Genomic DNA, 24,232 nt, shown 5'->3' with positions numbered 1-24,232 from the left:
GCTAATTTCGTACAAGGGTTAGAACATGATGTGACAGCCGAAGCTCCTTCGGCGGTACCCGGTTTCGAATAGAGGACGTTCGTATGGTGACAAGGAATAAAAAGGCGGTCGCACTGGCGGTGTTTGCGGCCCTGGGTTACGGCGCTGCATTCTCTGCCAGCGCCGACAACATCAAGATTGCCATTGCCGGCCCGGTGACCGGTCCGGTGGCCCAGTATGGCGACATGCAGTTTACCGGCGGCCGCATGGCGGTGGAGCTGATCAACAAGTCCGGCCGGCTGGGCGAGCACACCCTGGAGGCGGTGGAATTTGACGACGCTTGTGATCCCAAGCAGGCGGTGGCGGTGGCCAACCGCATTGTCAACGACGGCATTCAGTTTGTGGCCGGTCACCTGTGTTCCGACAGCACCCTGCCGGCGTCTGATGTTTACGACGACGAAGGCATTCTCATGGTGACCCCGGCGGCCACCAGCCCCACCATTACCGAGCGGGGCCTGGAATTCGTGATGCGCACCATTGGCCTCGACAGTGCTCAAGGACCCACTGCGGCGCGCCACATCGTCGACAAGGTCAAGCCCGAACGTATCGCCATTATTCACGACAAGAAGCAATACGGTGAAGGCCTGGCCTCCAGCGTGCGCGATGCCCTGAAGGAGGCCGGTGCCAATGTGGTGGCCTATGAAGGCATCACCTCCGGCGACAAGGACTTCTCGGCGCTGATTGCCAAGCTGCAGCGGGAGCAGGTGGACTTTGTTTATTACGGTGGCTACCACCCGGAGTTGGGGCTGATTTTGCGCCAGTCTGCCGAAAAAGGCTTCAAGGCCCGCTTTATGGGACCGGAAGGGGTGGGCCATAAAGACATTACCTCCATCGCCGGTGACGCCTCCGAAGGCCTGCTGGTGACCCTGCCCAAGAAATATGACCTCGACCCGGCCAACGCCGACATAGTGGCGGCCATTCAGGCCAAGGGCGAAGATCCCACCGGTCCCTTTGTGTGGACCACCTATGCGGCGGTGGAAGCCATTGCCGAGGGCATCAAGCGCGCCGGTGCCGATCCGGAAGCGGTGGCCACGGCACTGCGGGCCGAGCCGGTCGACACCGTGATGGGTCCGCTGGCCTGGGACGACAAGGGTGATCTCAAGGGCTTTGAGTTCGGCGTGTTTGAATGGCACAAGGACGGCTCCTCCACCCAGCTGTAACAGTCGTTACTCCATTCGTCAGCAGGCGGGGTCAGCCCGCCTGCTGACGGCGCTCATCGTGCTACGACAAGGAAAGGTTGTATGTCCGAGCCCCTTCTTTATTTTATTCAGCAGCTGCTTAACGGCCTGACCATCGGCAGCACCTATGCCCTGATCGCCATCGGCTACACCATGGTGTACGGCATTATCGGCATGATTAACTTCGCTCATGGCGAGGTGTACATGATCGGGGCCTACGCCGCCTTTATGGTGATGACGGCGCTCACCATGCTGGGCATCGACAGCACCGCCCTGCTGCTGTGCGGTGCCTTTGTGGTAAGCATCATTATTACCAGTGTTTATGGTTATTCCATTGAGCGGGTGGCCTACCGGCCGTTGCGGCACAGCAAACGGCTGATTGCACTGATTTCCGCCATCGGCATGTCCATCTTTTTGCAGAACATGATGCGCCTGGCCCAGGGCTCCCGGGATATCGCCATTCCACCCTTGCTGCCCGGCGGCTGGAGCTTTGGCGATACCGGCTTTCAGGCCAGCCTGTCCTATATGCAGCTGATCATCTTTGTGGTCACCTTTATCGCCATGACCCTGCTGTCGCTGTTTATCTCCCGCTCGCGCATGGGCCGGGCCTGCCGGGCCTGCGCCGAAGATCTGAAAATGGCCAATCTGCTCGGTATCAACAGCAACAGCATTATTGCGCTGACCTTTGTGATTGGTGCCGCCCTGGCGGCGGTGGCCGGGGTATTGCTCGGCTCCTATTACGGCGTTATCAACCCCTATATCGGCTTTATTGCCGGGCTCAAGGCCTTTACCGCCGCCGTGCTCGGTGGCATTGGCAGCATTCCCGGCGCCGTGCTCGGTGGCCTGCTGCTGGGAGTCACCGAGGCCATGACCGGGGCCTATTTCAGCACCGAATACAAGGACGTGGTGTCCTTTGGCCTGCTGATCTTTGTGCTGCTGTTCATGCCCACCGGCATTCTGGGTAAACCGGAGGTGGAAAAGGTATGAGCAAACTGAAACCTGCATTGATCGCCGCCGGGCTGTTTCTGCTGCTGGCGGGCTGGCTGCTCGGTTTTCGCCTGGAAACCTCGGGCACCCGGCTGGTGGTGGCCAACCGGCTGGACGCCAGCTGGCAGTGGCTGGCGCTGGGAGCGGGGCTGGTGTTTCTGGCCCAGCTGTTTGCCGAGCAGTGGCGCAAGCCCTTTCGTTACCTGGCCGATCGCAAGGGCGGCTTTGCCCTGCCGGCGCCCGAGGAGCAGCCCTGGCTGTACCGCATCATCACAGTGCTGGTGCTGGCGGCCCTGCTGGTGTGGCCCTTTATGGGCTCGCGGGGGGCGGTGGATCTGGCCACGCTGACGCTGATCTACGTGATGCTGGGGCTGGGGCTGAACGTGGTGGTGGGCCTGGCCGGCCTGCTCGATCTGGGCTACGTCGCCTTTTATGCGGTGGGGGCCTACAGCTACGCCCTGCTCAACGCCTATTTCGGTCTGGATTTCTGGACCTGCCTGCTGCTGGGCGGCGGCCTGGCGGCGCTGGCCGGGTTTTTGCTGGGCTTTCCGGTGCTGCGGCTGCGGGGCGACTACCTGGCCATCGTCACCCTCGGGTTTGGCGAGATCATTCGTATCCTGCTCAACAATATGACCGAGATCACCGGCGGCCCCAACGGCATTGCCGGCATTCCCAAGCCCACCCTGTTCGGGCTGGAGTTTGAGCGCCGGGGTGACAATACTTTTCACGAGTTTTTCGGCATCGCCTACAACTCGGGTTACAAGGTAATTTTCCTTTACCTGCTGGCGCTGGTACTGGTGGTGCTGACCATCTTTATCATCAACCGGCTGCTGCGCATGCCCCTGGGGCGGGCCTGGGAGGCGCTGCGGGAAGACGAGATCGCCTGCCGTTCCCTGGGGCTTAACCCCACCCTTATCAAGCTCAGCGCCTTTACCATAGGGGCGGCCTTTGCCGGCTTTGCCGGCTGCTTCTTTGCCGCCCGCCAGGGCTTTATCAGCCCGGAGTCGTTTGTGTTTATCGAGTCGGCCATCATTCTCGCCATCGTGGTGCTGGGGGGCATGGGCTCACAGATAGGCGTGGTGCTGGCGGCCATTATCATGACCATTTTGCCCGAGCTGACCCGGGAGTTTAACGAGTACCGCATGCTGTTGTTTGGCCTGCTGATGGTGCTGATGATGATCTGGCGGCCCCAGGGGCTGCTGCCCATGCATCGCCCTCACATGGAGCTGAAATCATGAGTGAACTGCTGAACGTATCCGGCCTCACCATGCGCTTTGGCGGCCTGGTGGCGGTAGACGGGGTGGCGCTGGCCATGAATGAGCGGCAGATCGTGTCCATTATCGGGCCCAACGGCGCCGGCAAGACCACTGTGTTCAACTGCCTGTCGGGGTTTTACCGGCCCAGCGGCGGCACGGTGCGCTTTCGCGGCCAGCCCATCGCCGGTTTGCCCGGCCATAAAATTTCCCGGTTAGGCATGGTGCGCACCTTTCAGCATGTGCGCCTGTTCAGGGAAATGACGGTGCTGGAAAACCTGCTGGTGGCTCAGCATGCCCACCTCAACACCCACTTTCTCGCCGGCCTGCTGAAAACTCCGGGATTTCGCCGGGCCGAGCGGGAAGGGCTGCAGCGGGCTCACTACTGGCTGGAAAAGGTCAATCTCACCGAGTTTGCCAACCGTGCCGCCGGCAACCTGGCCTATGGCCAGCAGCGCCGGCTGGAGATTGCCCGCTGCATGGCGGCGCGGCCGTCTTTGCTGATGCTGGATGAGCCGGCGGCGGGGCTTAACCCCTTTGAAACCCAGGAGCTGAACCGGCTGATCCAGGATCTGCGTGATAACGAGGGAGTCAGTGTGCTGCTGATCGAGCACGATATGAAACTGGTGATGGACATTTCCGACCATATCTATGTGGTCAATCAGGGCCGGCCCCTGGCCGACGGCAGTCCCGAGGAAGTGCGCAGCCACCCGGACGTGATCAACGCCTACTTGGGAGAAGCCTGATGCTGCATGTTGACAATATTTGCGCCCACTACGGCAAGATACAGGCGCTGGAAGACGTCACCGTACATATCGAAAAGGGGGAGATCGTCACTCTGATCGGTGCCAACGGGGCCGGCAAGACCACATTAATGATGAGCATCTGCGGCGATCCCCGCCCGTCCCGGGGCCGGGTGGTGTATGAAGGGCAGGATCTGTCCGGACTGGACACCGCCGCCATTATGCGCCGGGATATCGCCATTGTGCCGGAAGGGCGGCGCATCTTTGCCCGGCTCACGGTAGAGGAAAACCTGCACATGGGGGCCTTTTTCGTGGACAGGCGTGAGCATGCCGGCCTGATGGCCGAGGTGTTTGCCATGTTCCCCCGGCTCAAGGAGCGGCGTCATCAGCGCGCCGGCACCATGTCCGGTGGCGAGCAGCAGATGCTGGCCATTGGCCGGGCGCTGATGAGCAAGCCCCGGCTGTTGTTGTTGGACGAACCGTCCCTGGGGCTGGCGCCCATTATCATCACCCAGATCTTTGACACCATTGCCCGGCTGCGGAAAGAAAAGGGCATGACCATCTTTCTGGTGGAGCAAAACGCCAACCAGGCGCTCAAGCTGGCGGACCGGGGCTATGTGCTGGAAAACGGCCGGGTGGTGCTGGCCGACACCGGCGCCGCCCTGCTGGTGAATGAGCGGGTACGCAACGCCTATCTGGGCGGCTGAGGCTGAATTGGGTACACTGGCGCCACATTAATGAGGAGGAATTCATGGATCAGTTTGCCCATATTTCGGTGGATGAAGCCCACACCATGCTGAGCGAAGGCCGGGCCCGGCTGGTGGATATTCGCGACCCCCAGTCCTTTGCGCTGGCTCACGCCGAGGGTGCCTTTCACCTGACCAACGACAGTCTGGTGAGCTTTACCAACGAGGTGGATTACGAGGTGCCGGTGATCGTGATGTGCTATCACGGCATCAGCAGTCAGGGCGCCGCCCAGTATCTGATCAATCAGGGCTTTGAGGAGGTCTACAGCCTGGACGGCGGCTTTGAGGCCTGGCGGCGCAGCCAGCCGGTGGTCGGCCAGTTGTGAAAGCCCTGCTGGTGCTCGACGATCCGCGCCGGGCCCAGGCCTTTGTGGATTATCTGGCCGAGCTTGGCCTGCACTGCGAGCTCACTCAGGACGACGATGGCAACGTACACCTCTGGCTGGTGGATGAATCCCGTTTTGAAGAAGCCCACCGGGAAGTAAAGCGCTTTCTGGCGGAGCCGTTTCATCCCCGCTATCAGGAAGCTTCATGGAAGCGGGGTGACAGTCACGCGCACTTTAACGATGGCCCCCGGCAAACCGGCTGGATCAGCGATCTGCTGCGTCAGACCGGCCCGGTCAATCTGCTGGTGCTGCTGGCCTGTCTGACGGTTTATGGCCTGAGCTGGCTGGGGCTGCCCATGTTTGGGGTGCTGTCGTTTCCGGCTCACCCTGGTGACCTGCTGGGAGTGGAGTTCTGGCGTGCCCTGACGCCGGCGCTGATGCACTTTTCCCTGATGCACCTGGTGTTCAACCTGTTCTGGTGGTGGTACCTGGGCGGCATGGTGGAAAAGCGCCTTGGCAGCGGCAAGCTGCTGGTGCTGCTGCTGGTGGCCGCGGTGCTGCCCAACCTGCTGCAGTTCTGGGCCAGCGGGCCGCGCTTTGGCGGTCTGTCGGGAGTGGTGTATGCGCTGCTGGCCTACGTCTGGTTCAGCGGCCGGCTCAACCCGGCCCGGGGCATTGGCCTGCCCGATGGCATGGCGGTGTTTATGGTGGTGTGGCTGGTGCTGGGCTTTGCCGATATGCTGGGCACGCCGGTGGCCAACATGGCTCACCTGGGCGGCGCCCTGATCGGCCTGTTTCAGGCCTGGTGGGACAACCGCCGGCCTGCCGGTCAATCAGAGTAAACAGCTGGCCATTTGCCTGCTGCCGGTAGCTGGTAATAATGTCTGGCGTCATGGTGTAGTATACGGGTCCGGTGACGTCAATCTGCCGCCGTATCCGGCGGCCTGAAAAATGCGGTGGTCTTTTCGGGCCTGACCGCTGTAGCAGGATCCTATGCGTTTTTATGTCTTTGTTATTTCCTAACACAACCATGGCGCTCAGCACCGACAGCGGCTGGTGCTGGGGTCATTTGCCACCGGCCTCTCCTGCACTGTACGACTGGTTACATGAACCGGGGTCGCTGACCCGGCGCCTGCAACGTCACTGCCGGCACTTTCGCGTGCAGGTACTGTCCGATTCGGTGTTGCGCCCGCTGACCACCGCGCAGGCGGCGCTGCTGGATGCCGGAGAGGGCTATTGCCGGGAAGTGCTGTTGTTGTGCGATGACGTTCCCTGGGTGTATGCCACTTCTCTGTATTCCCCGGCGACTCAAGCGGCTTTGCCGGCCCTCTCCGGGCTGGGCACCAGGGCGCTGGGTGAGCTGATGTTTGAAGCGCCGGATCTGGCGCGCACCCCCTTTGAATTTGCCGCTCTCGACCCTGCGGATTGTCGTCGGCTTGCTGTCCGGACCAATCTGAACATCAGGATAACGCCACCCATCCCCCGGCTTTGGGCGCGGCGTTCCGCCCTCAGCACCGGCCTCGCCCGGGTGCTGGTCACCGAATTATTCTTGCCGGCTGCGGCCGCCTATCAGGAATCCTTGTCATGACTACCCTGACTTCTTCTTCCCGCCCGCGCTGGCGTGCCTATATGGCGCTGGCCCGGCTCGACAAGCCCATTGGTACTTTGCTGTTGTTATGGCCCACCCTGTGGGCGCTGTGGATTGCCGCCGAGGGGGTGCCATCACTCTGGCTGCTGGTGGTGTTTGTGGCCGGGGTGTTTTCCATGCGCTCCGCCGGCTGCGTGATCAACGACTACGCCGACCGCCATATTGACGGCCACGTCAAGCGTACCCATGCCCGGCCACTGCCGTCCGGCGAGCTGACCGAGCGCCAGGCGCTGGGCTTTTTTGCCCTGCTGGTAGGCATTTCCTTTATTCTGGTGCTGACGACCAACGTCCTGACCATTGGCCTGGCCTTTGCCGGCCTGTTCTGGGCGGCGCTTTATCCCTTTATGAAACGGGTGACTCATCTGCCCCAGCTGTTTCTCGGTATCGCCTTTTCCTGGGCCATACCCATGGCCTTTGCCGCCCAGGCCAACAGCCTGCCCGCCGGACTCTGGCTGCTGTTTGCGGCCAACCTGACCTGGACCGTGGCCTACGACACCATGTATGCCATGGTGGATCGGGACGATGACCTCAGGATAGGCGTCAAGTCCACCGCCATTCTGTTTGGCCGGCGCGACAAGCTGATGGTGGGTTTGCTGCAACTGGCCACTTTACTGTTGCTGGTGGCAGCGGGCCGGGTATTTGAACTGGCTGCTCCTTTCTACTGGGGATTGCTGGTGGCCGCCGGGCTGTTTGTGTATCAGCAGCGGCTGATCCGCGACCGGGAGCGGATGCCCTGTTTTCGCGCCTTTCTCAATAACAATTACGCCGGCATGGCGGTGTTCGCCGGCCTGGTGCTGGCGCTGTGGTAAACAGCGAGTGGGGCTTGCTCCGAACTGATTACTGGATATACTGACAGTTAACTGTATAAAAAGACAGGTGTCATCATGAAGGCCCTTACTCCCCGCCAGTCGCAGGTGCTGGACATTATTAAGGATCATATTCAGCAAACCGGCATGCCGCCCACCCGGGTGGAAATTGCCAGGGTGCTGGGGTTCAAGTCCGCCAATGCCGCCGAAGAGCACCTCAAGGCGCTGGCCAAAAAGGGCGTGATTGAAATTATGCCCGGCACGTCACGGGGCATTCGCCTGACCGGTGAAGAAGCGGAAGTAGAGCAGGGCTTGCCGCTGGTAGGCCGGGTGGCTGCCGGTGAGCCCATTCTGGCCCAGCAGCATATAGAGAGTCATTACCGGCTGGATCCTGGTCTGTTTCATCCTTCCGCCGATTTTCTGCTGCGGGTGCAGGGCATGAGCATGAAGAACATCGGCATTATGGACGGTGATCTGCTGGCGGTGCACAAAACTCAGGAGGCCCGCAACGGCCAGGTGGTGGTGGCCCGGCTTGACGACGAAGTGACCGTGAAGCGCTTTCAGCGCAAGGGCAGCAAGGTCAGCCTGCTCCCCGAGAACGAAGAACTGTCTCCCATTGAAGTGGACTTGCGCAGCCAGGAGCTGATCATAGAAGGGCTGGCCGTGGGCGTGATCCGCAACGGCGATTTTTAAACAGTCCGCTTGATCCGGCAGGCCAGCATTTTCCATGCTGACCTGCCAGTCCCCATTCCCCAGTCCCCAGTCCCCAGTCCCCCAAATCTTTATATTTTACATTTTCTTAACTGGTGCTTTACTTAGAGTCAGCCGGACCTGAGGGATGTAGTCGTTCGGCACACAAAAACACCATACTCAAGTACTCCGGGTGACAGGACGAAACTATTGGGGGTGCGCGTGAAGCCGATTTTGCTGCTGTTGTCCTTGCTGACAACCCTGCCTGTAGGGGCGCAAGCCCGCCTTAACATGACCGAAGGGGTCACCGAGATCAGTCAGCAGGTCTATGGCCTGCATATGACCATTCTTACTATCTGTGCGGTGATCGGCCTGCTGGTGTTCGGAGCCATGTTCTGGGCCATTATTCATCACCGCAAGTCAAAAGGGGCGCAGGCCGCCCAGTTTCACGAAAGCACCAAAGTCGAGATCCTCTGGACCATTATTCCCTTTCTTATTCTTGTTGCCATGGCCATACCTGCCACCCAAACCTTGGTGGCCATGGAAGATGCCTCCGAGCCCGATCTCACCGTGCAGATCACCGGTTCCCAGTGGAAATGGCATTACCGTTATTTCAACGAAGACGTTGAGTTTTACAGCCTGCTCGCCACCATGCCCGAGCAGATCAGCGGGCGGCTGGGCAAGGGCGAAAACTATCTGCTGGAAGTGGATCACCCTCTGGTGCTGCCCACGGATCGCAAGGTGCGGTTTCTGATCACCTCCGACGATGTCATTCATTCCTGGTGGATGCCGGCCTTTGCGGTAAAAAAAGACGCTGTGCCCGGCTTTATCAACGAGGCCTGGACCCGCATCGAACAGCCCGGTCTGTACCGGGGCCAGTGCGCCGAGCTGTGCGGCAAGGATCACGGCTTTATGCCCATTGTCGTGGATGCCCGCCCGCCGGAAGAATTTGACGGCTGGCTGGCACAACGTAAAACCGAGCAGGCCGAAGCCAAAGCGGCCGAGCAGGAGTTGCTGGCCATGGAGATGAGCCGGGACGAGCTGATGACCCTGGGCGAGCAGGTGTATCAGAAGGCCTGCGCCGCCTGCCATCAGGCCAGTGGCGAAGGCATTCCCGGCGCCTTTCCGGCGCTCAGGGGCAGCGACATGGTGCTGAACGACAGGGCCGGACATATCGACATAGTGCTGTACGGCAAGGCAGGCACCGCCATGCAGAGCTTTGACAAGCAGCTGGCGCTCAAGGAGCTGGCGGCGGTGATCACCTATGAACGCAATGCCTGGGGCAACGACACCGGAGATTCGGTGCAGCCCGGGGACATTCATCAGGCCAGACAGGGACAATAGGGGGCAGCATGGCGCAGATGGATCGCACGGAAACCGCGGACATTCACCTGGCGGAAGAGCCGCATCACCACGGCCCCGCCAAAGGCATTGGCCGCTGGCTGTTCACCACCAACCACAAAGACATTGGCACCATGTATCTGTTGTTCAGTCTCACCATGTTCCTGGTGGGCGGGGCCATGGCCATGGTGATCCGGGCAGAGCTGTTTCAGCCCGGACTGCAGCTGGTGGAGCCCAACTTCTTTAATCAGATGACCACCATGCACGGTCTGGTGATGATATTCGGGGCCGTGATGCCCGCCTTTGTGGGCCTGGCCAACTGGATGATCCCCATGATGATAGGCGCGCCCGATATGGCGCTGCCGCGCATGAACAACTGGAGCTTCTGGATACTGCCCTTTGCCTTTGTGCTGATGCTGAGTTCGCTGTTCGTACCCGGTGGCGGCCCCAACTTCGGCTGGACCTTCTATGCCCCCTTGTCTACCACCTATGGCCCCGACAGCACGGCGCTGTTTGTGTTTGCCATTCACATCATGGGCATCAGCTCCATCATGGGGGCGATCAACGTCATCGTCACCATCTGGAACTTGCGGGCGCCGGGCATGACCTGGATGAAGCTGCCGTTGTTCTGCTGGACCTGGTTGATCACCGCCTTTCTGCTGATTGCTGTGATGCCGGTGCTGGCCGGTGCCGTAACCATGGTGCTGACCGACAAATACTTTGGCACCAGTTTCTTTGAAGCCGCCGGGGGCGGGGATCCGGTGATGTTCCAGCATATTTTCTGGTTCTTTGGCCACCCCGAGGTCTACATCATGATATTGCCGAGCTTTGGCATTATCTCGGCCATCATACCCGCCTTCAGTCGCAAGCGGCTGTTTGGCTATGCCTCCATGGTCTATGCCACTGCCTCCATCGCCGGGCTCAGCTTTCTGGTATGGGCCCACCACATGTTCACCGTAGGCATGCCGGTGGCGGCAGAGCTGTTCTTTATGTACTGCACCATGCTGATCTCGGTGCCCACCGGGGTCAAGGTATTCAACTGGGTGGCCACCATGTGGCGGGGGTCCCTCAGCTTTGAGGTGCCCATGCTGTTTGCCCTGGCCTTTATTGTGCTGTTTACCATAGGCGGCTTCAGCGGCCTGATGCTGGCCATTACCCCGGCCGATTTTCAGTATCACGACACCTACTTTGTGGTGGCTCATTTTCACTATGTGCTGGTGACCGGCGCCATCTTTTCGGTGCTGGCGGCGGTGTACTACTGGCTGCCCAAATGGACCGGCCATATGTTCGACGAGCGCCTGGCCAAGTGGCATTTCTGGTGTTCTGTGGTGTCGGTAAACGTCTTGTTTTTCCCCATGCACTTTTTGGGGCTGGGGGGCATGCCCCGGCGTATTCCCGACTATTCGCTGCAGTTCGCCGACATTAACGCCCTGGTCAGCATCGGCGGCTTTGCCTTTGGCCTGTCGCAACTCTTGCTGGTGGCGGTGGTAGTCAAGTGCGCTCGCGGCGGCACCAGGGCCGAAGCCAGACCCTGGGAGGGCGCCGAAGGCCTGGAGTGGACTGTGCCCTCTCCGGCACCCTACCACACCTTTGAAACGCCGCCGGAGGTGAAGTGATGAACCACGGCAGCAAGGCGTGGCGGCTGGGCCTGCTGGCCCTGGCCATGTTCGGTTTCGGCTTTGCCCTGATCCCCCTGTATGACGTGTTCTGCGATATCACCGGGCTGAACGGCAAAACCGCCAATACGGCGGCGGTGGCGGCACAGCAGGTGGATGAACAGCGGCTGGTGACGGTGGAGTTCATCACCTACCAGAACACCGGCCTGGGAGGGGACTTTTCTCCCTCGGTCAACCGGCTGAAAGTACACCCGGGAGAAATGCACAGAGTGGACTTTACCGTCACCAATCCGGGGGTGGATAACCGGGTGCTGCGGGCCATTCCCTCGGTGTCGCCGGGGCGGGCGGCGGGCTACCTGCGCAAGACCGAGTGTTTCTGCTTTGAGGAACAACCTCTTGATGGCCTGGCGCGAGCGGTGATGCCCATGACTTTTTATGTAGATGAAGCCCTGCCCGACGACATTGAGGTGTTTACCCTGTCCTACACCCTTTACGACATCAGCGAGCAGGTGGCCAGCAAAGGCTGACAAGGAGGCAAGCATGGCGGTCAAGACGGAAAAATATTATGTGCCGGCGCAAAGTCCCTGGCCTCTGGTGGGCGCCGTTGGTCTGTTCCTGCTGGCGTCGGGGGCGGGCATGTGGGCCGCCGGCATTGCCGGTATTGCCGGGCCTGTGGTGTTTGCCGCTGGCACCCTGGTCATGACCATTATGTTGTTTGGCTGGTTTTCCAACGTGATCAGCGAATCCCACCAGGGCCTGTACAGCGACCAGATGGACAGATCCTTTCGCCAGGGCATGAGCTGGTTCATCTTTTCGGAAGTGATGTTCTTCGCCGCCTTTTTCGGCGCCCTCTTTTATGCCCGGGTGCTGGCGGTGCCCTGGCTGGGGGGCGCCGGCAACAACGCCATGACCCATGAGGTGCTCTGGCCACAGTTTCAGCCCATCTGGCCATTGCTCACCACCCCGGGCGGCATTCAGACTGCCGCCATGGGCTGGCTGGGGCTGCCGCTGATCAACACAGTGATTCTGCTGTCTTCATCGGTAACGGTACACGCCGCCCACCTGGCCCTGCTGCAGGAACAGCGAAGCAAACTGAAAACCTGGCTGGGCATCACAGTGCTGTTGGGGGTGCTGTTTCTGTCACTGCAGATCTGGGAGTACGTGCATGCCTATGAGGATCTGGGGCTGCGTCTCGATTCGGGCATTTATGGCAATACCTTTTTTCTGCTTACCGGCTTTCACGGCGCCCATGTGACCCTGGGCACCCTGATGCTGTTCATTATGTGGCTCAGGGTTAACAAGGGACACTTTACCCCGGCCCAGCATTTCGGCTTTCAGGCCAGCAGCTGGTACTGGCATTTTGTGGATGTGGTGTGGCTGTGCCTCTTTATCTTTGTCTATATTTTGTAATGGTTCTTTTGAGTCTTATGTCGGGGTGGGGTTGGGCGTCAGCAGGCCGGCAGCCAGAGCGAAGATCAGCAGCAGCACTATGATGACCGCAAACAGCAGACGCCGCCCGATATAGCGGGCCATCAGGGCCGGATCGCGCCGGTGCAGCATGGCCCGCAAGCCCAGCATCAGGTTACCGATCATCAGCAACAACAACAGCACTATCAGCAGTTTTAGCAGCATGTCTCGCGACGGTGAAAAGGGTGGAGCCTTGAGTATAGGAAAGCGTGGCGGATTACTGGTGCTGACCGCGGCCATCAGTGCCCTGATGGTATTTATGGGCATGTGGCAGCTGTCCCGGGCAGATGAAAAGCGCCTCCTGCTGCAGGAATGGGAGCAGCGCAGCCAGGTGGAACTCGAGCTGAAAGAGGCACTGGCCATGAAAAGCCCCTTTGGCTACCAGTTACGGACAGGAGGCGTTTTTCTTGCGGGGGGAGAGCTGTTTCTCGATAACCAGATTGAGCAGGGGCGGCCCGGCTACCGGCTGATATTGCCACTGCAGACTCCTTTGGGCTTGCTTGCCGTCGATCAGGGCTGGTGGCCGGCGGATGCGGATCGCAGCAAGTTGCCTCAGGCCGAACCGCTTGAGGAGGGCCCGGTGTTATTGCGCGGGGTACTGGTGCGGCCCTGGCAGCCCCCTCTCGGTTTTGGCAGCAGTGGGCAGCAGGAGGCCAGGCGCATTGCCAGCCTGGCGCCCGAGTTGCTGGCGCAACGCTGGGGTCAGCCGGTGCTGCCGGTGGTGCTGAAAGCCGGTGCCGATGACTGGCAGCCGGTGGTCATGGGGCCGGAAAAACATCTGGGCTACGCGGTGCAGTGGTTTGCCATGACCGTCGCCATCTGGCTGGCGGCTGCGTGGTGGTACTGGAGGGGGCATGAAAAATAAACCGGTATGGGCATTGATAGGTGTGTTTCTGTTGCCGCCGTTGCTGGCCTGGCTGGTGCTGGCTCAGGGCTGGTTCACGCCCGGGGTGCGCGGCCACGGTGAGTGGGTGCAGGGAAATATCAATGAAGCGAAACAGTGGCGGCTGGTGCTGGTGACGACCGGGCAATGCGACTACTGCGCATCGGCGAAGCACCTGCTTGACAATCTGGATCTGGCATTGGGCCGTGATGAAGAGCGGGTTGCGGTCGTACAGCAGCCTGCCGGTGAGGGGCTGGAAGCCGGTTTTGTCTATATTGCCGATCCGCCCGGCATGCTGGTGATGCGTTATCCCATGGACAGCGACACGGCGCAAAACAGAAGCACCGGCAGAGCCTTGCTGGAAGACCTGCGCCGCCTGCTTAAAAACTCCCGCGCCGGGTAGGAGGAAACATGCAGAAGTTGTGTACTTTTGCCTTTGCCCTGACCCTGGTGGTGGTGGTGCTGGGGGCCTGGACCCGGCTCACCGACGCCGGCCTGGGCTGCCCCGACTGGCCCGGCTGTTATGGCTTTAATTATGTACCGGCCACGCCCGGTGAGCATGCCCTGGCCGCTGAACGCTTTCCCGATGCGCCCCTGGAAGTGGTCAAGGCACGCAATGAAATGATCCATCGCTATGCCGCCGGCACCCTGGGGCTGACCATATTACTGATGGCGCTGTGCTCCCTGAAACAGAGCAACCGCCGTTACCGGTTGCCGGCCTTTCTGCTGCTGGGGCTGGTGGCGGGACAGGCTACCCTGGGCATGCTGACCGTCACTCTTAATCTGCTGCCCTTTGTGGTGATGGGGCATCTGCTGGGTGGCTTTACCATATTGTCGCTGCTGTTCTGGGTGTGGTGCCGGCACCGGCCGCACGCCGGCACCCGGCATGACGGGCGTGGCCTGAGCGGCCTGTTCCGGCTGGCGCTGGCGGCACTGATATTACAGATAGCGCTCGGGGGCTGGACCGCCGCCAATTACGCGGCCATGGCCTGCACCGAGCTGCCGGTGTGTCAGGGTGACTGGCTGGGCCAGTGGCAGTGGAGTGCCTTTCATCCTCACGGTATGCCGGCAGAAACCTACCAGTATGGTGTGCTGAGTCAGGCGGAGCGGGCCACCATTCATGCCACTCACCGGCTGTGGGCCATGGTAACGGCGCTGCTGTTGCTGGCCCTGGCCTGGCGGCTTGTTCGCCGGCCCGGTCTGCGCGGCTGGGGACTGGCGCTGGCAGCCATGGTGCTGGTGCAGCTGACACTGGGCCTGGCCAATGTGGTGTTGCACCTGCCGTTATGGATAGCGGTGGCCCATAATGGCGGCGCCGCCGTTTTGCTGCTTATTTTAACGGGAACGGGAGAACGCCTGGGGCGTTACAGGGAGGTAGCATGGCACGAAGCCTGGCATTATCCGCGAGTGGAACACGAGTCTGGCGGGACTATTTCGCGCTGACCAAGCCCAAGGTGGTGGCGCTGATATTGCTCACCGCCGTGGTCGGCATGTTTCTCACCGAGACCCTGCCGTCAACCCTGACGGTGGTGGCGGCCACCCTGGGGATTGGTCTGATGGCCGGGGGAGCGGCGGCCATCAACCATGTGCTGGACCGGCGCATCGACCTTAAAATGGCGCGCACCCATCACAGACCGGTGGCCCAGGGACGAGTGGCCACCATGCCTGCACTGGCTTTTGCGCTGGGGCTGTCGGCCACGGGACTGGCGGTGTTGTTGCTGCTGGTTAACCCCCTGACCGCCTGGCTGACCCTGGCATCGCTGCTGGGTTATGCCGTGGTGTATACCGTCTGGCTGAAGCGGGCCACACCGCAGAATATCGTGATTGGTGGTCTGGCCGGAGCCATGCCGCCCTTGCTTGGCTGGACGGCGGTCAGCGGCGAGTTTCATGGCCACGCCCTGCTGTTGGTGATGATTATCTTCACCTGGACGCCGCCCCACTTCTGGGCGCTGGCCATTCACCGCCGGGATGATTACGCCAGGGCCGAGATCCCCATGCTGCCGGTGACCCATGGCATTGCATTCACCAAAACCTGTGTGCTGCTCTATACCCTGTTGCTGACCCTGGTGTGCCTGTTGCCCTGGATAACGGGCATGTCGGGACCGGCCTATCTTCTGGGCTCGCTGGCGCTGAATCTGCGCTTTGTGCAGTGGGCCTGGCGGCTGAAGTTTAGACCCGGACCGCAAACCGCATTACAATGCTTCCGCTTTTCAATCAGTCATCTGATGTGGCTGTTTGTTCTTATTCTGGCGGATCACTGGATAGACTATGGCTAACACGAGCAAGCTGATTTGGTTACTGGCGCTGGCCCTGCTGGTGACGGGAGCCCTGAGTGGGCTGGCCTGGTACAGCGACAGGAACAGTGCCCTGAGCGAGGCGGTGGTGGTGTATCCCGAGCCCAGAGCCCTCAAGGCCATGGCATTGACCGATGCCGGTGGCCGGCCCTTTACCGAAGCCCGTTTTCAGGATCACTGGAGTCTGGTGTTTGTGGGTTATACCTTCTGTCCGGATATCTGCCCGACGACCCTGGCGGATCTGGCCCGCATCTATCCTGAACTCAAACAATTGAGCGACAAGACTCAGGTGGTATTTATCTCCGCGGATCCCGGACGGGATACTCCAGAGCGGCTCAAGGCTTATACCGCTCATTTCAATCCGGCCTTTGTGGCTGCCACGGCAGAGCATGCCAACCTGATGCCGGCGGTACAGCAGCTGGGGCTGATTTACGGGGTGCACGAGCGCGGCGGGCAGGACTATCTGGTGGATCACTCCGCCTCCATTGCTCTGGTCAACCCTGACGGCGAGCTGCATGCGTCTTTCCGTCCGCTGTTTGATGAAGGCAGCGGCATGCCGCTGGTGGACGGCCAGCGGCTGCTGCAGGACTTTGACCGTATCGTAACCCGCTGGCGCGGCTGATTTCTTTCACTTCTTATTGTTCCGGATTGTTCTTGAAAACGTCTTTTTACCATGCCGCACGGCATCGCCAGGTGTTTGCCCTGGCGATGCCCATGGTGCTGTCCAATATTACCGTGCCCTTGCTGGGGCTGGTCGACACCATGGTGATCGGTCACCTGGAGCAGGCGTACTACCTGGGTGGGGTGGCGGTGGGCGCCACCATTATCAGTCTGCTGTTTTTTCTGCTGGGTTTTTTACGCATGTCCACCACCGGTCTCACCGCTCAGGCCTTTGGTGCCCGGGATGAGCAGCGCTTGCTGGGCGTACTGGCCCGGGCGCTGGTACTGGCCTGGGGACTGGCGCTGTGCTTGCTGTTGCTGCAAACGCCCATTATCGAACTGGCGTTCAGTCTGGCCGGGGCCAGTGCCGAGGTGGAGCAGTACGGTCGCCAGTATGTGAGTGTTCGTATCTGGAGTGCACCGGCGGCGCTCACCAATCTGGTGTTGCTGGGCTGGCTGCTGGGCAACCAGAACGCCAAAGCCCCCATGTGGCTGCTGATCCTGGGTAACGGTGCCAACATAGTGCTCGATATCTGGTTTGTGGTGGGGCTGGGCTGGCAGGTTCAGGGCGCCGCCGCCGCCTCTGTGCTGGCGGACTATGCCGCTACCGGGCTCGGCGCCTGGCTGGTGTGGCGCACGCTTGAGCGGCGTGGCCTGCGCCCGGCCGCCGGGTTCTGGCGCAATGCGCTGAACGGTGCCGCCTTTCGCCGCCTGCTGGGGCTGAACCGGGATATTTTTATTCGTGCCCTCTGCCTGCAGCTGACCTTTGTGTTTATGACCTTTCAGGGCGCCCGTCTCGGCGACACTGTGGTGGCCGCCAATGCCGTGCTGATGAACTTTCTGATGTTTATTTCCTATGGCATGGACGGCTTTGCCTATGCGGCGGAAGCCATGGTGGGCAAGGCCATCGGTCGTGGCAGCCGGCGGCATTTCCGGCTGGCCTGTGGCCTTAACCTGCTCTGGGGCGCCCTGGTATCGGTGCTGTTTACCCTGGTGTTTGCATTTGCCGGCAAGGCGCTGGTGCACCAGATCACCACCATCACAGAAGTGCGCGAGCAGGCCGGCGATTTCCTGCCCTGGCTGGTGGCCATGCCGCTGGTGTCCTGCTGGTGCTTCGTGCTGGATGGCATCTTTATCGGCGCCACCCAGGGCAGGGCCATGCGCAACATGATGCTGGTGTCCACGCTTGGGGTGTTCTTTCCGGTATGGTGGCTGAACCAGGAACTGGGCAATCATGCTCTCTGGCTGGCCATGCTGTGCTTTATGGCGGCCCGGGGCCTGACCCTGGGCTGGGCCTGGCGGCAGCTGGACGGTCGCCGTCTTTTTATTCCCGACGCCCTGACTGCGGAGAAATAATTCAGTGTTTGAAATCGCCCTTTACGAGCCGGAAATTGCACCCAACACCGGCAATATCATGCGGCTGGTACGTAACAACGGCTGCCGGCTGCACCTGATTGAGCCGCTGGGTTTCAGCCTGGATGAAAAACGGCTGCGCCGGGCCGGGCTGGATTATGCGGATTACGGCCGTATCACGGTGCATGAAAATTACACCGTCTTTGTGCAGTCCATGGCCGGACGGCGTATTTTCGCCTGCACCACCAAGGGTAGCCGCCACCATCACGAAGCGGCCTACCAACCCGGCGACGTGCTGCTGTTTGGCCCCGAGACCCGCGGCCTGCCCGATGCGGTGCTGGCAGGAATAGCCCCCGGCTTTCGCATTCGCATTCCCATGCAGCCCGACAGCCGCAGTCTTAACCTGTCCAATGCGGTGGCGGTGATCAGCTATGAAGCCTGGCGACAGCAGGGTTTTGCCGGAGCCTCAGCCGTCCCGGGCTGAATGGAAATAACAGTCATTTATTGTGATTGTTTATTAATTAATCTGGCCTACACTTGGTGGCTGAAGTCGGCAACCAAGGAGAATGGCCATGTTGATCAGACGATGCATCTATACGCTGGCAGATACTCATCCTGCACAAGCCCACATGACGCTGCATCCAACCGGCGAGCTGGAAGTGGAGGTAGCTGAACGACAGCAGCATTTTATTGTCGACTTCGACCATGTGCTGTTTCGCCGGGGGGAACAGGGGATGGTGCTTATTTGCGAAGACGTGGCCGGCGCTCCCGTCTGCCTTTCTCTTTCAGCCTATGATGCCTTTGAACTCTATCATCTGATGGAAGACAGCCGCGAAGAGCTGGAAGAGCTGATGTGTGATCTGGCCTGATATTACGCCTTTTTCAAAAACACTGACGGCCGGTGGTCTGACGTTATAATGACCCAAATGTTTCCACCGGCCCATTCATGACCAAGTCTTACTCTCGTCTGGTGACCAGGGCAGCCATGGCGGCCACCCTGGTGGCCGGCCTGCTGATCGTCGCCAAACTCATCGCCTGGTTTTATACCGGCTCCGCCAGCATGCTGGCCTCGCTTACCGACTCTCTGCTGGATATCAGCGCCTCATTGATCAATCTGATGGCCATTCGCTATGCCCTGGTGCCTCCGGACGAGGAGCATCGTTTTGGCCATGGCAAGGCGGAGTCGCTGGCGGGCCTGGCCCAGTCGGCCTTTATCAGTGGCTCGGCGGTGTTTCTGGTGATCAACGGTATGTCCCGGCTGCTCAATGCCGAACAGGTGCAGCGTCCGGAAGCCGGTATCTGGGTAATGCTGTTTTCGCTGGTGCTGACCGGTATGCTTATCGCCTTTCAGCAATATGTGATCCACCGCACCCAGTCACTGGCCATTCAGGCCGATCAGCTGCACTACCGGGCCGACATATTACTGAATCTGGCGGTATTGCTGGCGATCGTGCTGTCCTGGCTGGGCTGGCACTGGGCCGACGGCCTGTTTGCGGTGCTGATCGGTGGCCATATTTTGTATGGTGCGCTTAAAATCGGTTACGATTCTGCCCAGATGCTGCTCGACAGGCGGTTGCCGGATGAAGAGCAAAAGCGCATTATTGAATGCTGTCTGGCGGTGGAAGGGGTGCGGGGGTTGCACGATCTGCGTACCCGGCGGTCGGGCCGGACCCGCTTTATTCAGCTGCACCTGGAGCTTGCGGATCAACTGCCTCTGGTCCGTGCCCACGGCATTGCCGACAAGGCCGAACGTGAACTGCGACGGCTGTTTCCCGACGCTGACATTATCATCCATATGGATCCTGTGTCGGTAGTACCTTTCAAGACCCGGCTTGAAAGTGAGTGAAAATACATTTAAAAACAAGGTTTTACCCATGGAAGACGGCATTCAATCCAGAACCTGGCTGCGTATTCGTGAAGAAGCCCAGCGTATGATTGCGGAAGAGCCCATGCTGGGCAGCTTTTTCTACTCCACCATTCTTAACCACGATACCCTCAAATGCGCCCTGAGCTTTATTCTGGCCAACAAGCTGGAAAGTTCGGTGATGCCGGCTATCTCGCTGCGGGAAATCATCGAGGTGGCGCTGGATGAGGAACCCGCCATTCTCGATATGGTGGCTACCGATATCTGTGCGGTACAGGAACGGGATCCGGCGGTAGAGCTGTTTTCCACCCCCTTGCTGTATCTCAAGGGCTTTCATGCCCTGCAAGGCTATCGCATTTCCAACTGGTTGTGGCGCCATGGCCGCCGTGCACTGGCCACCTACCTGCAGAACCAGATTTCGGTGGTGTTCGGAGTGGATGTCCACCCGGCGGCGCGGATTGGCAAGGGCATCATGTTTGATCACGCCACCGGCATAGTGGTGGGGGAAACCGCCGTGATCGAGGATGATGTCTCCATTCTGCAGAGCGTAACCCTGGGCGGCACCGGCAAGGAAGGGGGCGACCGTCATCCCAAGATTCGGGAAGGGGTCATGATCGGCGCCGGCGCCAAGATCCTGGGCAATATTGAGGTGGGTACCGGTGCCAAGATCGGCGCCGGCAGTGTGGTGCTGGAACCGGTACCGGCCCACACTACCGTGGCCGGTGTGCCGGCCCGGGTAGTGGGGCGACCGGGCTCCGACAAGCCTTCGCTCGATATGAGCCAGAATATCTGACGTAGTGATTTGACCGGGCCGGCATAATTTTGCGACAAACGGCTTGCAGCCCGGCGCGGTGTCTTGTTGTCCGCGCGGGGCCAAGGTATGCTCGAGGCTGAGGGGCCGAACGGCCGGAAACGTGAATTACAGGGGTTAGCACATGTCTTTTGATGTACTGGAAAAGCTGGAAGCCAAAATCCAGACTGCGGTTGACACCATCTCTCTGTTGCAGATGGAAGTGGACGAGCTGAAAGAGCAAAATGGCAAGCTGGGCGACGAAAACCAGCAGCTGCGTCAGCAGCAACAGGCCTGGCAGGAGCGTCTGCAGGCACTGCTGGGCAAGATTGATCAGGTGGAAGAAAGCGCCTGATTGCGCTTGGCGCGTTCACGCTTTCATAAAAATGCCGGCCTTGAGGCCGGCATTTTTTTACTCGATATCCAGGGCTTCCGGTGAAAGGATAATGCCGGTGGTGTCGGCATAGAGATGATCTTCCGGCAGGAAAGTGACGCCGCCAAAGTTGACCGGCACGTCCAGCTCGCCGGTGTCGTTGTCGTCTGCACTTACCGGAATGGAGGCCAGGGCCTGAATGCCGATGTCGGTGTCTTCAAGGGCGTCGACTTCGCGTACGCAGCCATAGCAGACAATGCCTTCCCAGCCATTTTCCGCCGCGGTTTCGGCGATATCGGCATCGATCAGCGCCCGGCGCAATGAGCCGCCGCCGTCGATCAGCAATACCCGGCCCACGCCATTTTGTTTGACCACCTCAAGGATCAGCCCGTTGGACTCAAAGCACTTGACGGTGGAAACGACGCCGCCAAAAGAGCTGCGGCCGCCAAAGGTGGAGAACATGGGCTCGACCACGTCGACCATATCAATGTAGGTATCGCACAGTTCAGAAGTATTGTATTCCATGGAGTCAGCCACGTCTGAGGACAAGGTAACTTCAGTATAAGGGGGCGGGAGCGGTTTTCAATCACAATGATGTGACCGCTCCCGGAATCATATGAATCAGAGGATAAAGCGGCTCAGATCCTCGTCTTCCACCAGATTCTTGAGATAACGATCCACATAATCGGCATCTACCGTGATGGTTTCGCCGGATTTGTCGGATGCCTCGAACGACAGCTCGTCCAGCAGCCGCTCCATCACGGTGTGCAGACGACGGGCACCAATGTTCTCGGTGGTCTCGTTCACCCGCCAGGCGGCATCGGCCAGGCGGCGAATGCCGTCATCGGTAAACTCCACATGCACGTTCTCGGTGGCCAGCAGTGCCTTGTACTGCTCGGTAAGCGAGGCGCTGGGCTCGGTAAGAATGCGCTCGAAGTCTTCGGTGGTGAGCGAGCTCAGTTCGACACGAATGGGCAGACGGCCCTGCAGCTCGGGGATCAGATCCGAAGGTCTGGCGACCTGGAAGGCGCCGGAGGCGATAAACAGCATGTGATCGGTACGCACCATGCCATGCTTGGTGTTGATGGTGCTGCCCTCAATCAGCGGCAGCAGATCCCGCTGTACCCCTTCCCGGGACACATCGGGGCCCGAGCTTTCGCCGCGCTTGCAGATTTTGTCGAACTCGTCGATAAACACAATGCCGTGGTTTTCCACCGCGTGAATGGCCTGCTCTTTCAGCTCTTCCGGATTCACCAGCTTGGCGGCTTCTTCTTCTACCAGCAGCTTGAAGGCTTCCTTGATTTTCATCTTGCGCTGTTTGCTGGTATTGCCGGCCAGGTTCTGGAACATGCCCTGCAGCTGATTGGTCATTTCTTCCATGCCGGGGGGGGCCATGATCTCCACGCCCATCTGCGGCGCGGCCACATTGATCTCGATTTCCTTGTCGTCGAGCTTGCCCTCGCGCAGTTTCTTGCGAAAGATCTGGCGGCTGCCGCTGTTGTCGGCCTTTTCTTCCTCGCCCCAGGTGTTGCGCGGGTTGGGCAGCAGGGCGTCAAGCACCCGCTCTTCGGCGGCTTCCTCGGCGCGGTGGCGGTATTTCTCCACCTGCTGCTCACGCACCATTTTCATGGCGATGTCGGTGAGATCGCGAATAATGGAGTCTACTTCCTTGCCCACATAGCCCACTTCGGTGAACTTGGTCGCTTCCACCTTGATAAAGGGCGCATTGGCCAGTTTGGCCAGGCGGCGGGCGATTTCGGTCTTGCCCACGCCGGTGGGTCCAATCATCAGAATGTTCTTGGGGGTGACTTCCTGGCGCAGCTCGGGCTCGAGCTGCATGCGGCGCCAGCGGTTGCGCAGGGCGATGGCCACGGCGCGCTTGGCGTCGGCCTGGCCGACAATGTGACGGTCCAGCTCGTGGACGATTTCTCTCGGGGTCATGTCAGACATAATGTAATCCTGTTGCAGCGGCCCGCTTCAGTGGCCGTAGTCGAGTTCTTCGATGGTCTGGTTGCCGTTGGTGTAGACGCAGATGTCACCGGCGATGGTGAGCGCCTTTTCCACTATGTCCCGGGCGTCCATGTCGGTGTTCTCCAGCAGGGCGCGGGCGGCGGACTGGGCGAAGGCGCCGCCGGAGCCGATGGCGATCAGATCCTGCTCGGGCTGCACCACGTCGCCGTTGCCGGTAATGATAAAGGAATGCTTGTCATCGGCCACCGCCAGCAGGGCCTCGAGCCGGCGCAGGGCGCGGTCGGTCCGCCAGTCCTTGGCCAGCGCCACGGCAGCGCGCTCCAGGTTGCCCTGATGGGCCTGCAGCTTGGCCTCAAAGCGTTCCAGCAGGGTAAAGGCGTCGGCGGTGCCACCGGCAAAGCCGGCCAGCACCTTGCCGTTGTGCAGGCGGTGAACCTTGCGGGCGTTGCCTTTCATCACGGTATTGCCCAGGGAAACCTGGCCATCGCCACCGATAACCACCTTGCCGTTACGGCGTACTGAAACGATTGTTGTCACTGTGAACCTCACTTGACGGTGTTGCCGGCCGGGCCGGCGAAAATGTCATGTTCACGAAGATGGGGGCGGGCGGGAAAAACTTCAACCCTGCAGCACGATGCAGCCGGTGTTGATGCGGCTCATTTTGTGCTTTTCCTGATCGGCCAGGCGCTTGCTGTCGTAGGGGCCCATGACCACCCGGTACCAGACCCCGTTGCTGCCTTCGCTGCGCCTGACTTCCGAGGTCAGCCCCTGAAAGGCGATGCGGGCCTTGAGCTGCTCCGCCTGGGCCGAGGAGCGGAACGAGCCGCATTGCATGTAGTAGGTCACGCTGGGGGCGGCATCGGGCTTTTTGCGCTCGCTGGCGGGGGTGGGCACGCTCACCACCACTTCCTTGTTTTCCAGCTGCTCAATGTAACGCCACTTTTCCACCGGCTTTTGATCAATGGGATTGATCTTTTTTGCCGGTGCCGGCTGCTGGGCAGGGGGTGGTTCGGCAACCTGCTGTTGCCCGGCAGACCCCTTGATCAGAAAGATGATGTAGCCGAGGCCACCCAACAGCATCAGGGCAAACAGGATGGCGAGCCAGGGAATACGTCGCTCCGGCGCCCGGCTGCGACCGCCGGCACGCTTTGGGGAGCCGCCCTTTTTTTTGGGCGGGCTGCGGCGAACGTAATCCCTGGGCATG

The 24,232-nt window shown here is 60.3% G+C and carries 30 protein-coding genes; 25 read left to right on the top strand and 5 right to left on the bottom strand.

The annotated features are described in order from the left end of the window. The first annotated feature begins 83 nt into the window (after positions 1–83). The 14 genes from DA373_RS04660 (at position 84) to DA373_RS04595 (ending at position 12,783) form a co-directional block, all read left to right on the top strand. On the top strand, positions 84–1,199 hold the full coding sequence (locus DA373_RS04660; protein ID WP_232821193.1) for a branched-chain amino acid ABC transporter substrate-binding protein: 1,116 nt from the start codon (positions 84–86) through the stop codon (positions 1,197–1,199). An 81-nt stretch (positions 1,200–1,280) separates the two neighbouring features. Next, complete coding sequence (gene livH / locus DA373_RS04655; protein ID WP_107851181.1) at positions 1,281–2,204, top strand: high-affinity branched-chain amino acid ABC transporter permease LivH; 924 nt, start codon at positions 1,281–1,283, stop codon at positions 2,202–2,204. Next, positions 2,201–3,442 carry a high-affinity branched-chain amino acid ABC transporter permease LivM gene (locus DA373_RS04650; RefSeq protein WP_107851180.1) on the top strand — a complete coding sequence of 414 codons (1,242 nt, stop codon included), beginning with the start codon at positions 2,201–2,203 and terminating at the stop codon, positions 3,440–3,442. Before livH ends, DA373_RS04650 begins: the two co-directional genes overlap by 4 nt. After that, on the top strand, positions 3,439–4,203 hold the full coding sequence (gene livG, locus DA373_RS04645; RefSeq protein ID WP_107851179.1) for a high-affinity branched-chain amino acid ABC transporter ATP-binding protein LivG: 765 nt from the start codon (positions 3,439–3,441) through the stop codon (positions 4,201–4,203). Before DA373_RS04650 ends, livG begins: the two co-directional genes overlap by 4 nt. Further along, positions 4,203–4,907 (top strand): ABC transporter ATP-binding protein, encoded by a 705-nt coding sequence (locus tag DA373_RS04640; RefSeq protein ID WP_107851178.1) that lies wholly within the window; start codon positions 4,203–4,205, stop codon positions 4,905–4,907. The genes livG and DA373_RS04640 overlap by 1 nt, the downstream gene beginning before the upstream one ends. Positions 4,908–4,951: 44 nt before the next feature. Next, positions 4,952–5,272, top strand: coding sequence for a thiosulfate sulfurtransferase GlpE (glpE, locus tag DA373_RS04635; protein ID WP_107851177.1), 321 nt, complete (start codon positions 4,952–4,954; stop codon positions 5,270–5,272). Next, positions 5,269–6,114 carry a rhomboid family intramembrane serine protease GlpG gene (gene glpG / locus DA373_RS04630; protein ID WP_107851176.1) on the top strand — a complete coding sequence of 282 codons (846 nt, stop codon included), beginning with the start codon at positions 5,269–5,271 and terminating at the stop codon, positions 6,112–6,114. Before glpE ends, glpG begins: the two co-directional genes overlap by 4 nt. 161 nt (positions 6,115–6,275) lie before the next feature. After that, entirely contained in the window at positions 6,276–6,860 is a 585-nt protein-coding gene (locus tag DA373_RS04625) for a chorismate--pyruvate lyase family protein (protein WP_107851175.1), read from the top strand. After that, entirely contained in the window at positions 6,857–7,729 is an 873-nt protein-coding gene (gene ubiA, locus DA373_RS04620) for a 4-hydroxybenzoate octaprenyltransferase (protein ID WP_107851174.1), read from the top strand. Before DA373_RS04625 ends, ubiA begins: the two co-directional genes overlap by 4 nt. Before the next feature lie 75 nt (positions 7,730–7,804). Continuing rightward, positions 7,805–8,419, top strand: a complete 615-nt coding sequence (lexA, locus tag DA373_RS04615) for a transcriptional repressor LexA (RefSeq protein WP_107851173.1) — start codon at positions 7,805–7,807, stop codon at positions 8,417–8,419. A 219-nt stretch (positions 8,420–8,638) separates the two neighbouring features. Continuing rightward, positions 8,639–9,760: a cytochrome c oxidase subunit II gene (gene coxB, locus DA373_RS04610; protein WP_332871061.1), complete on the top strand. Its 1,122-nt coding sequence runs from the start codon at positions 8,639–8,641 to the stop codon at positions 9,758–9,760. Between the two features lie 17 nt (positions 9,761–9,777). Then, complete coding sequence (ctaD, locus tag DA373_RS04605) at positions 9,778–11,373, top strand: cytochrome c oxidase subunit I (protein ID WP_198650238.1); 1,596 nt, start codon at positions 9,778–9,780, stop codon at positions 11,371–11,373. Beyond that, positions 11,373–11,900, top strand: coding sequence for a cytochrome c oxidase assembly protein (locus DA373_RS04600; RefSeq protein ID WP_107851171.1), 528 nt, complete (start codon positions 11,373–11,375; stop codon positions 11,898–11,900). Before ctaD ends, DA373_RS04600 begins: the two co-directional genes overlap by 1 nt. 13 nt (positions 11,901–11,913) lie before the next feature. Further along, complete coding sequence (locus tag DA373_RS04595; protein WP_107851170.1) at positions 11,914–12,783, top strand: cytochrome c oxidase subunit 3; 870 nt, start codon at positions 11,914–11,916, stop codon at positions 12,781–12,783. Between the two features lie 15 nt (positions 12,784–12,798). Here the strand turns inward: DA373_RS04595 and DA373_RS04590 are convergent, their stop codons facing one another. Next, positions 12,799–13,005 (bottom strand): DUF2909 family protein, encoded by a 207-nt coding sequence (locus DA373_RS04590; protein ID WP_107851169.1) that lies wholly within the window; start codon positions 13,003–13,005, stop codon positions 12,799–12,801. Positions 13,006–13,033: 28 nt separating this feature from the next. Here DA373_RS04590 and DA373_RS04585 point away from each other — a divergent pair, with 28 nt between their 5' ends. The 11 genes from DA373_RS04585 (at position 13,034) to DA373_RS04535 (ending at position 21,039) form a co-directional block, all read left to right on the top strand. Continuing rightward, on the top strand, positions 13,034–13,705 hold the full coding sequence (locus DA373_RS04585) for an SURF1 family protein (RefSeq protein WP_107851289.1): 672 nt from the start codon (positions 13,034–13,036) through the stop codon (positions 13,703–13,705). Then, positions 13,695–14,126: a hypothetical protein gene (locus tag DA373_RS04580; RefSeq protein WP_107851168.1), complete on the top strand. Its 432-nt coding sequence runs from the start codon at positions 13,695–13,697 to the stop codon at positions 14,124–14,126. Before DA373_RS04585 ends, DA373_RS04580 begins: the two co-directional genes overlap by 11 nt. Positions 14,127–14,134: 8 nt before the next feature. Beyond that, positions 14,135–15,166: a COX15/CtaA family protein gene (locus DA373_RS04575; protein ID WP_107851167.1), complete on the top strand. Its 1,032-nt coding sequence runs from the start codon at positions 14,135–14,137 to the stop codon at positions 15,164–15,166. Continuing rightward, complete coding sequence (gene cyoE, locus DA373_RS04570) at positions 15,103–15,999, top strand: heme o synthase (protein ID WP_107851166.1); 897 nt, start codon at positions 15,103–15,105, stop codon at positions 15,997–15,999. Before DA373_RS04575 ends, cyoE begins: the two co-directional genes overlap by 64 nt. Next, the gene (locus DA373_RS04565) at positions 15,992–16,639 is read left to right on the top strand and encodes an SCO family protein (protein ID WP_107851165.1); all 648 of its coding nucleotides are present in this window, start codon (positions 15,992–15,994) and stop codon (positions 16,637–16,639) included. Before cyoE ends, DA373_RS04565 begins: the two co-directional genes overlap by 8 nt. 32 nt (positions 16,640–16,671) lie before the next feature. Beyond that, entirely contained in the window at positions 16,672–18,033 is a 1,362-nt protein-coding gene (gene dinF / locus DA373_RS04560) for an MATE family efflux transporter DinF (protein WP_107851164.1), read from the top strand. Positions 18,034–18,037: 4 nt separating this feature from the next. Beyond that, complete coding sequence (locus DA373_RS04555) at positions 18,038–18,514, top strand: tRNA (cytidine(34)-2'-O)-methyltransferase (protein WP_107851163.1); 477 nt, start codon at positions 18,038–18,040, stop codon at positions 18,512–18,514. A gap of 88 nt (positions 18,515–18,602) precedes the next feature. Then, positions 18,603–18,899, top strand: coding sequence for a hypothetical protein (locus tag DA373_RS04550; protein WP_107851162.1), 297 nt, complete (start codon positions 18,603–18,605; stop codon positions 18,897–18,899). Between the two features lie 77 nt (positions 18,900–18,976). Further along, positions 18,977–19,876 carry a cation efflux pump FieF gene (fieF, locus tag DA373_RS04545; RefSeq protein WP_107851161.1) on the top strand — a complete coding sequence of 300 codons (900 nt, stop codon included), beginning with the start codon at positions 18,977–18,979 and terminating at the stop codon, positions 19,874–19,876. Positions 19,877–19,904: 28 nt separating this feature from the next. Beyond that, positions 19,905–20,687 (top strand): serine O-acetyltransferase, encoded by a 783-nt coding sequence (gene cysE / locus DA373_RS04540; protein WP_107851160.1) that lies wholly within the window; start codon positions 19,905–19,907, stop codon positions 20,685–20,687. A 142-nt stretch (positions 20,688–20,829) separates the two neighbouring features. After that, positions 20,830–21,039 carry a cell division protein ZapB gene (locus DA373_RS04535; RefSeq protein WP_107851159.1) on the top strand — a complete coding sequence of 70 codons (210 nt, stop codon included), beginning with the start codon at positions 20,830–20,832 and terminating at the stop codon, positions 21,037–21,039. Between the two features lie 57 nt (positions 21,040–21,096). On the opposite strand, the gene rraA is transcribed toward DA373_RS04535, so the two are convergent. The 4 genes from rraA to DA373_RS04515 form a co-directional block, all read right to left on the bottom strand. Next, on the bottom strand, positions 21,097–21,582 hold the full coding sequence (gene rraA, locus DA373_RS04530; protein WP_107851158.1) for a ribonuclease E activity regulator RraA: 486 nt from the start codon (positions 21,580–21,582) through the stop codon (positions 21,097–21,099). A 96-nt stretch (positions 21,583–21,678) separates the two neighbouring features. Beyond that, positions 21,679–23,007, bottom strand: coding sequence for an HslU--HslV peptidase ATPase subunit (hslU, locus tag DA373_RS04525; RefSeq protein WP_107851157.1), 1,329 nt, complete (start codon positions 23,005–23,007; stop codon positions 21,679–21,681). A gap of 27 nt (positions 23,008–23,034) precedes the next feature. Continuing rightward, the gene (gene hslV / locus DA373_RS04520; RefSeq protein WP_107851156.1) at positions 23,035–23,565 is read right to left on the bottom strand and encodes an ATP-dependent protease subunit HslV; all 531 of its coding nucleotides are present in this window, start codon (positions 23,563–23,565) and stop codon (positions 23,035–23,037) included. Between the two features lie 81 nt (positions 23,566–23,646). After that, positions 23,647–24,231: an SPOR domain-containing protein gene (locus DA373_RS04515; RefSeq protein WP_107851155.1), complete on the bottom strand. Its 585-nt coding sequence runs from the start codon at positions 24,229–24,231 to the stop codon at positions 23,647–23,649. Position 24,232: the final 1 nt, after the last annotated feature.

The organism is Oceanimonas marisflavi (assembly GCF_003049725.1).
GTDB lineage: Bacteria > Pseudomonadota > Gammaproteobacteria > Enterobacterales > Aeromonadaceae > Oceanimonas > Oceanimonas marisflavi.
The sequence above is the reverse complement of the archived record's forward strand: the minus strand, read 5'-3'. Positions and strand labels throughout refer to the sequence as shown.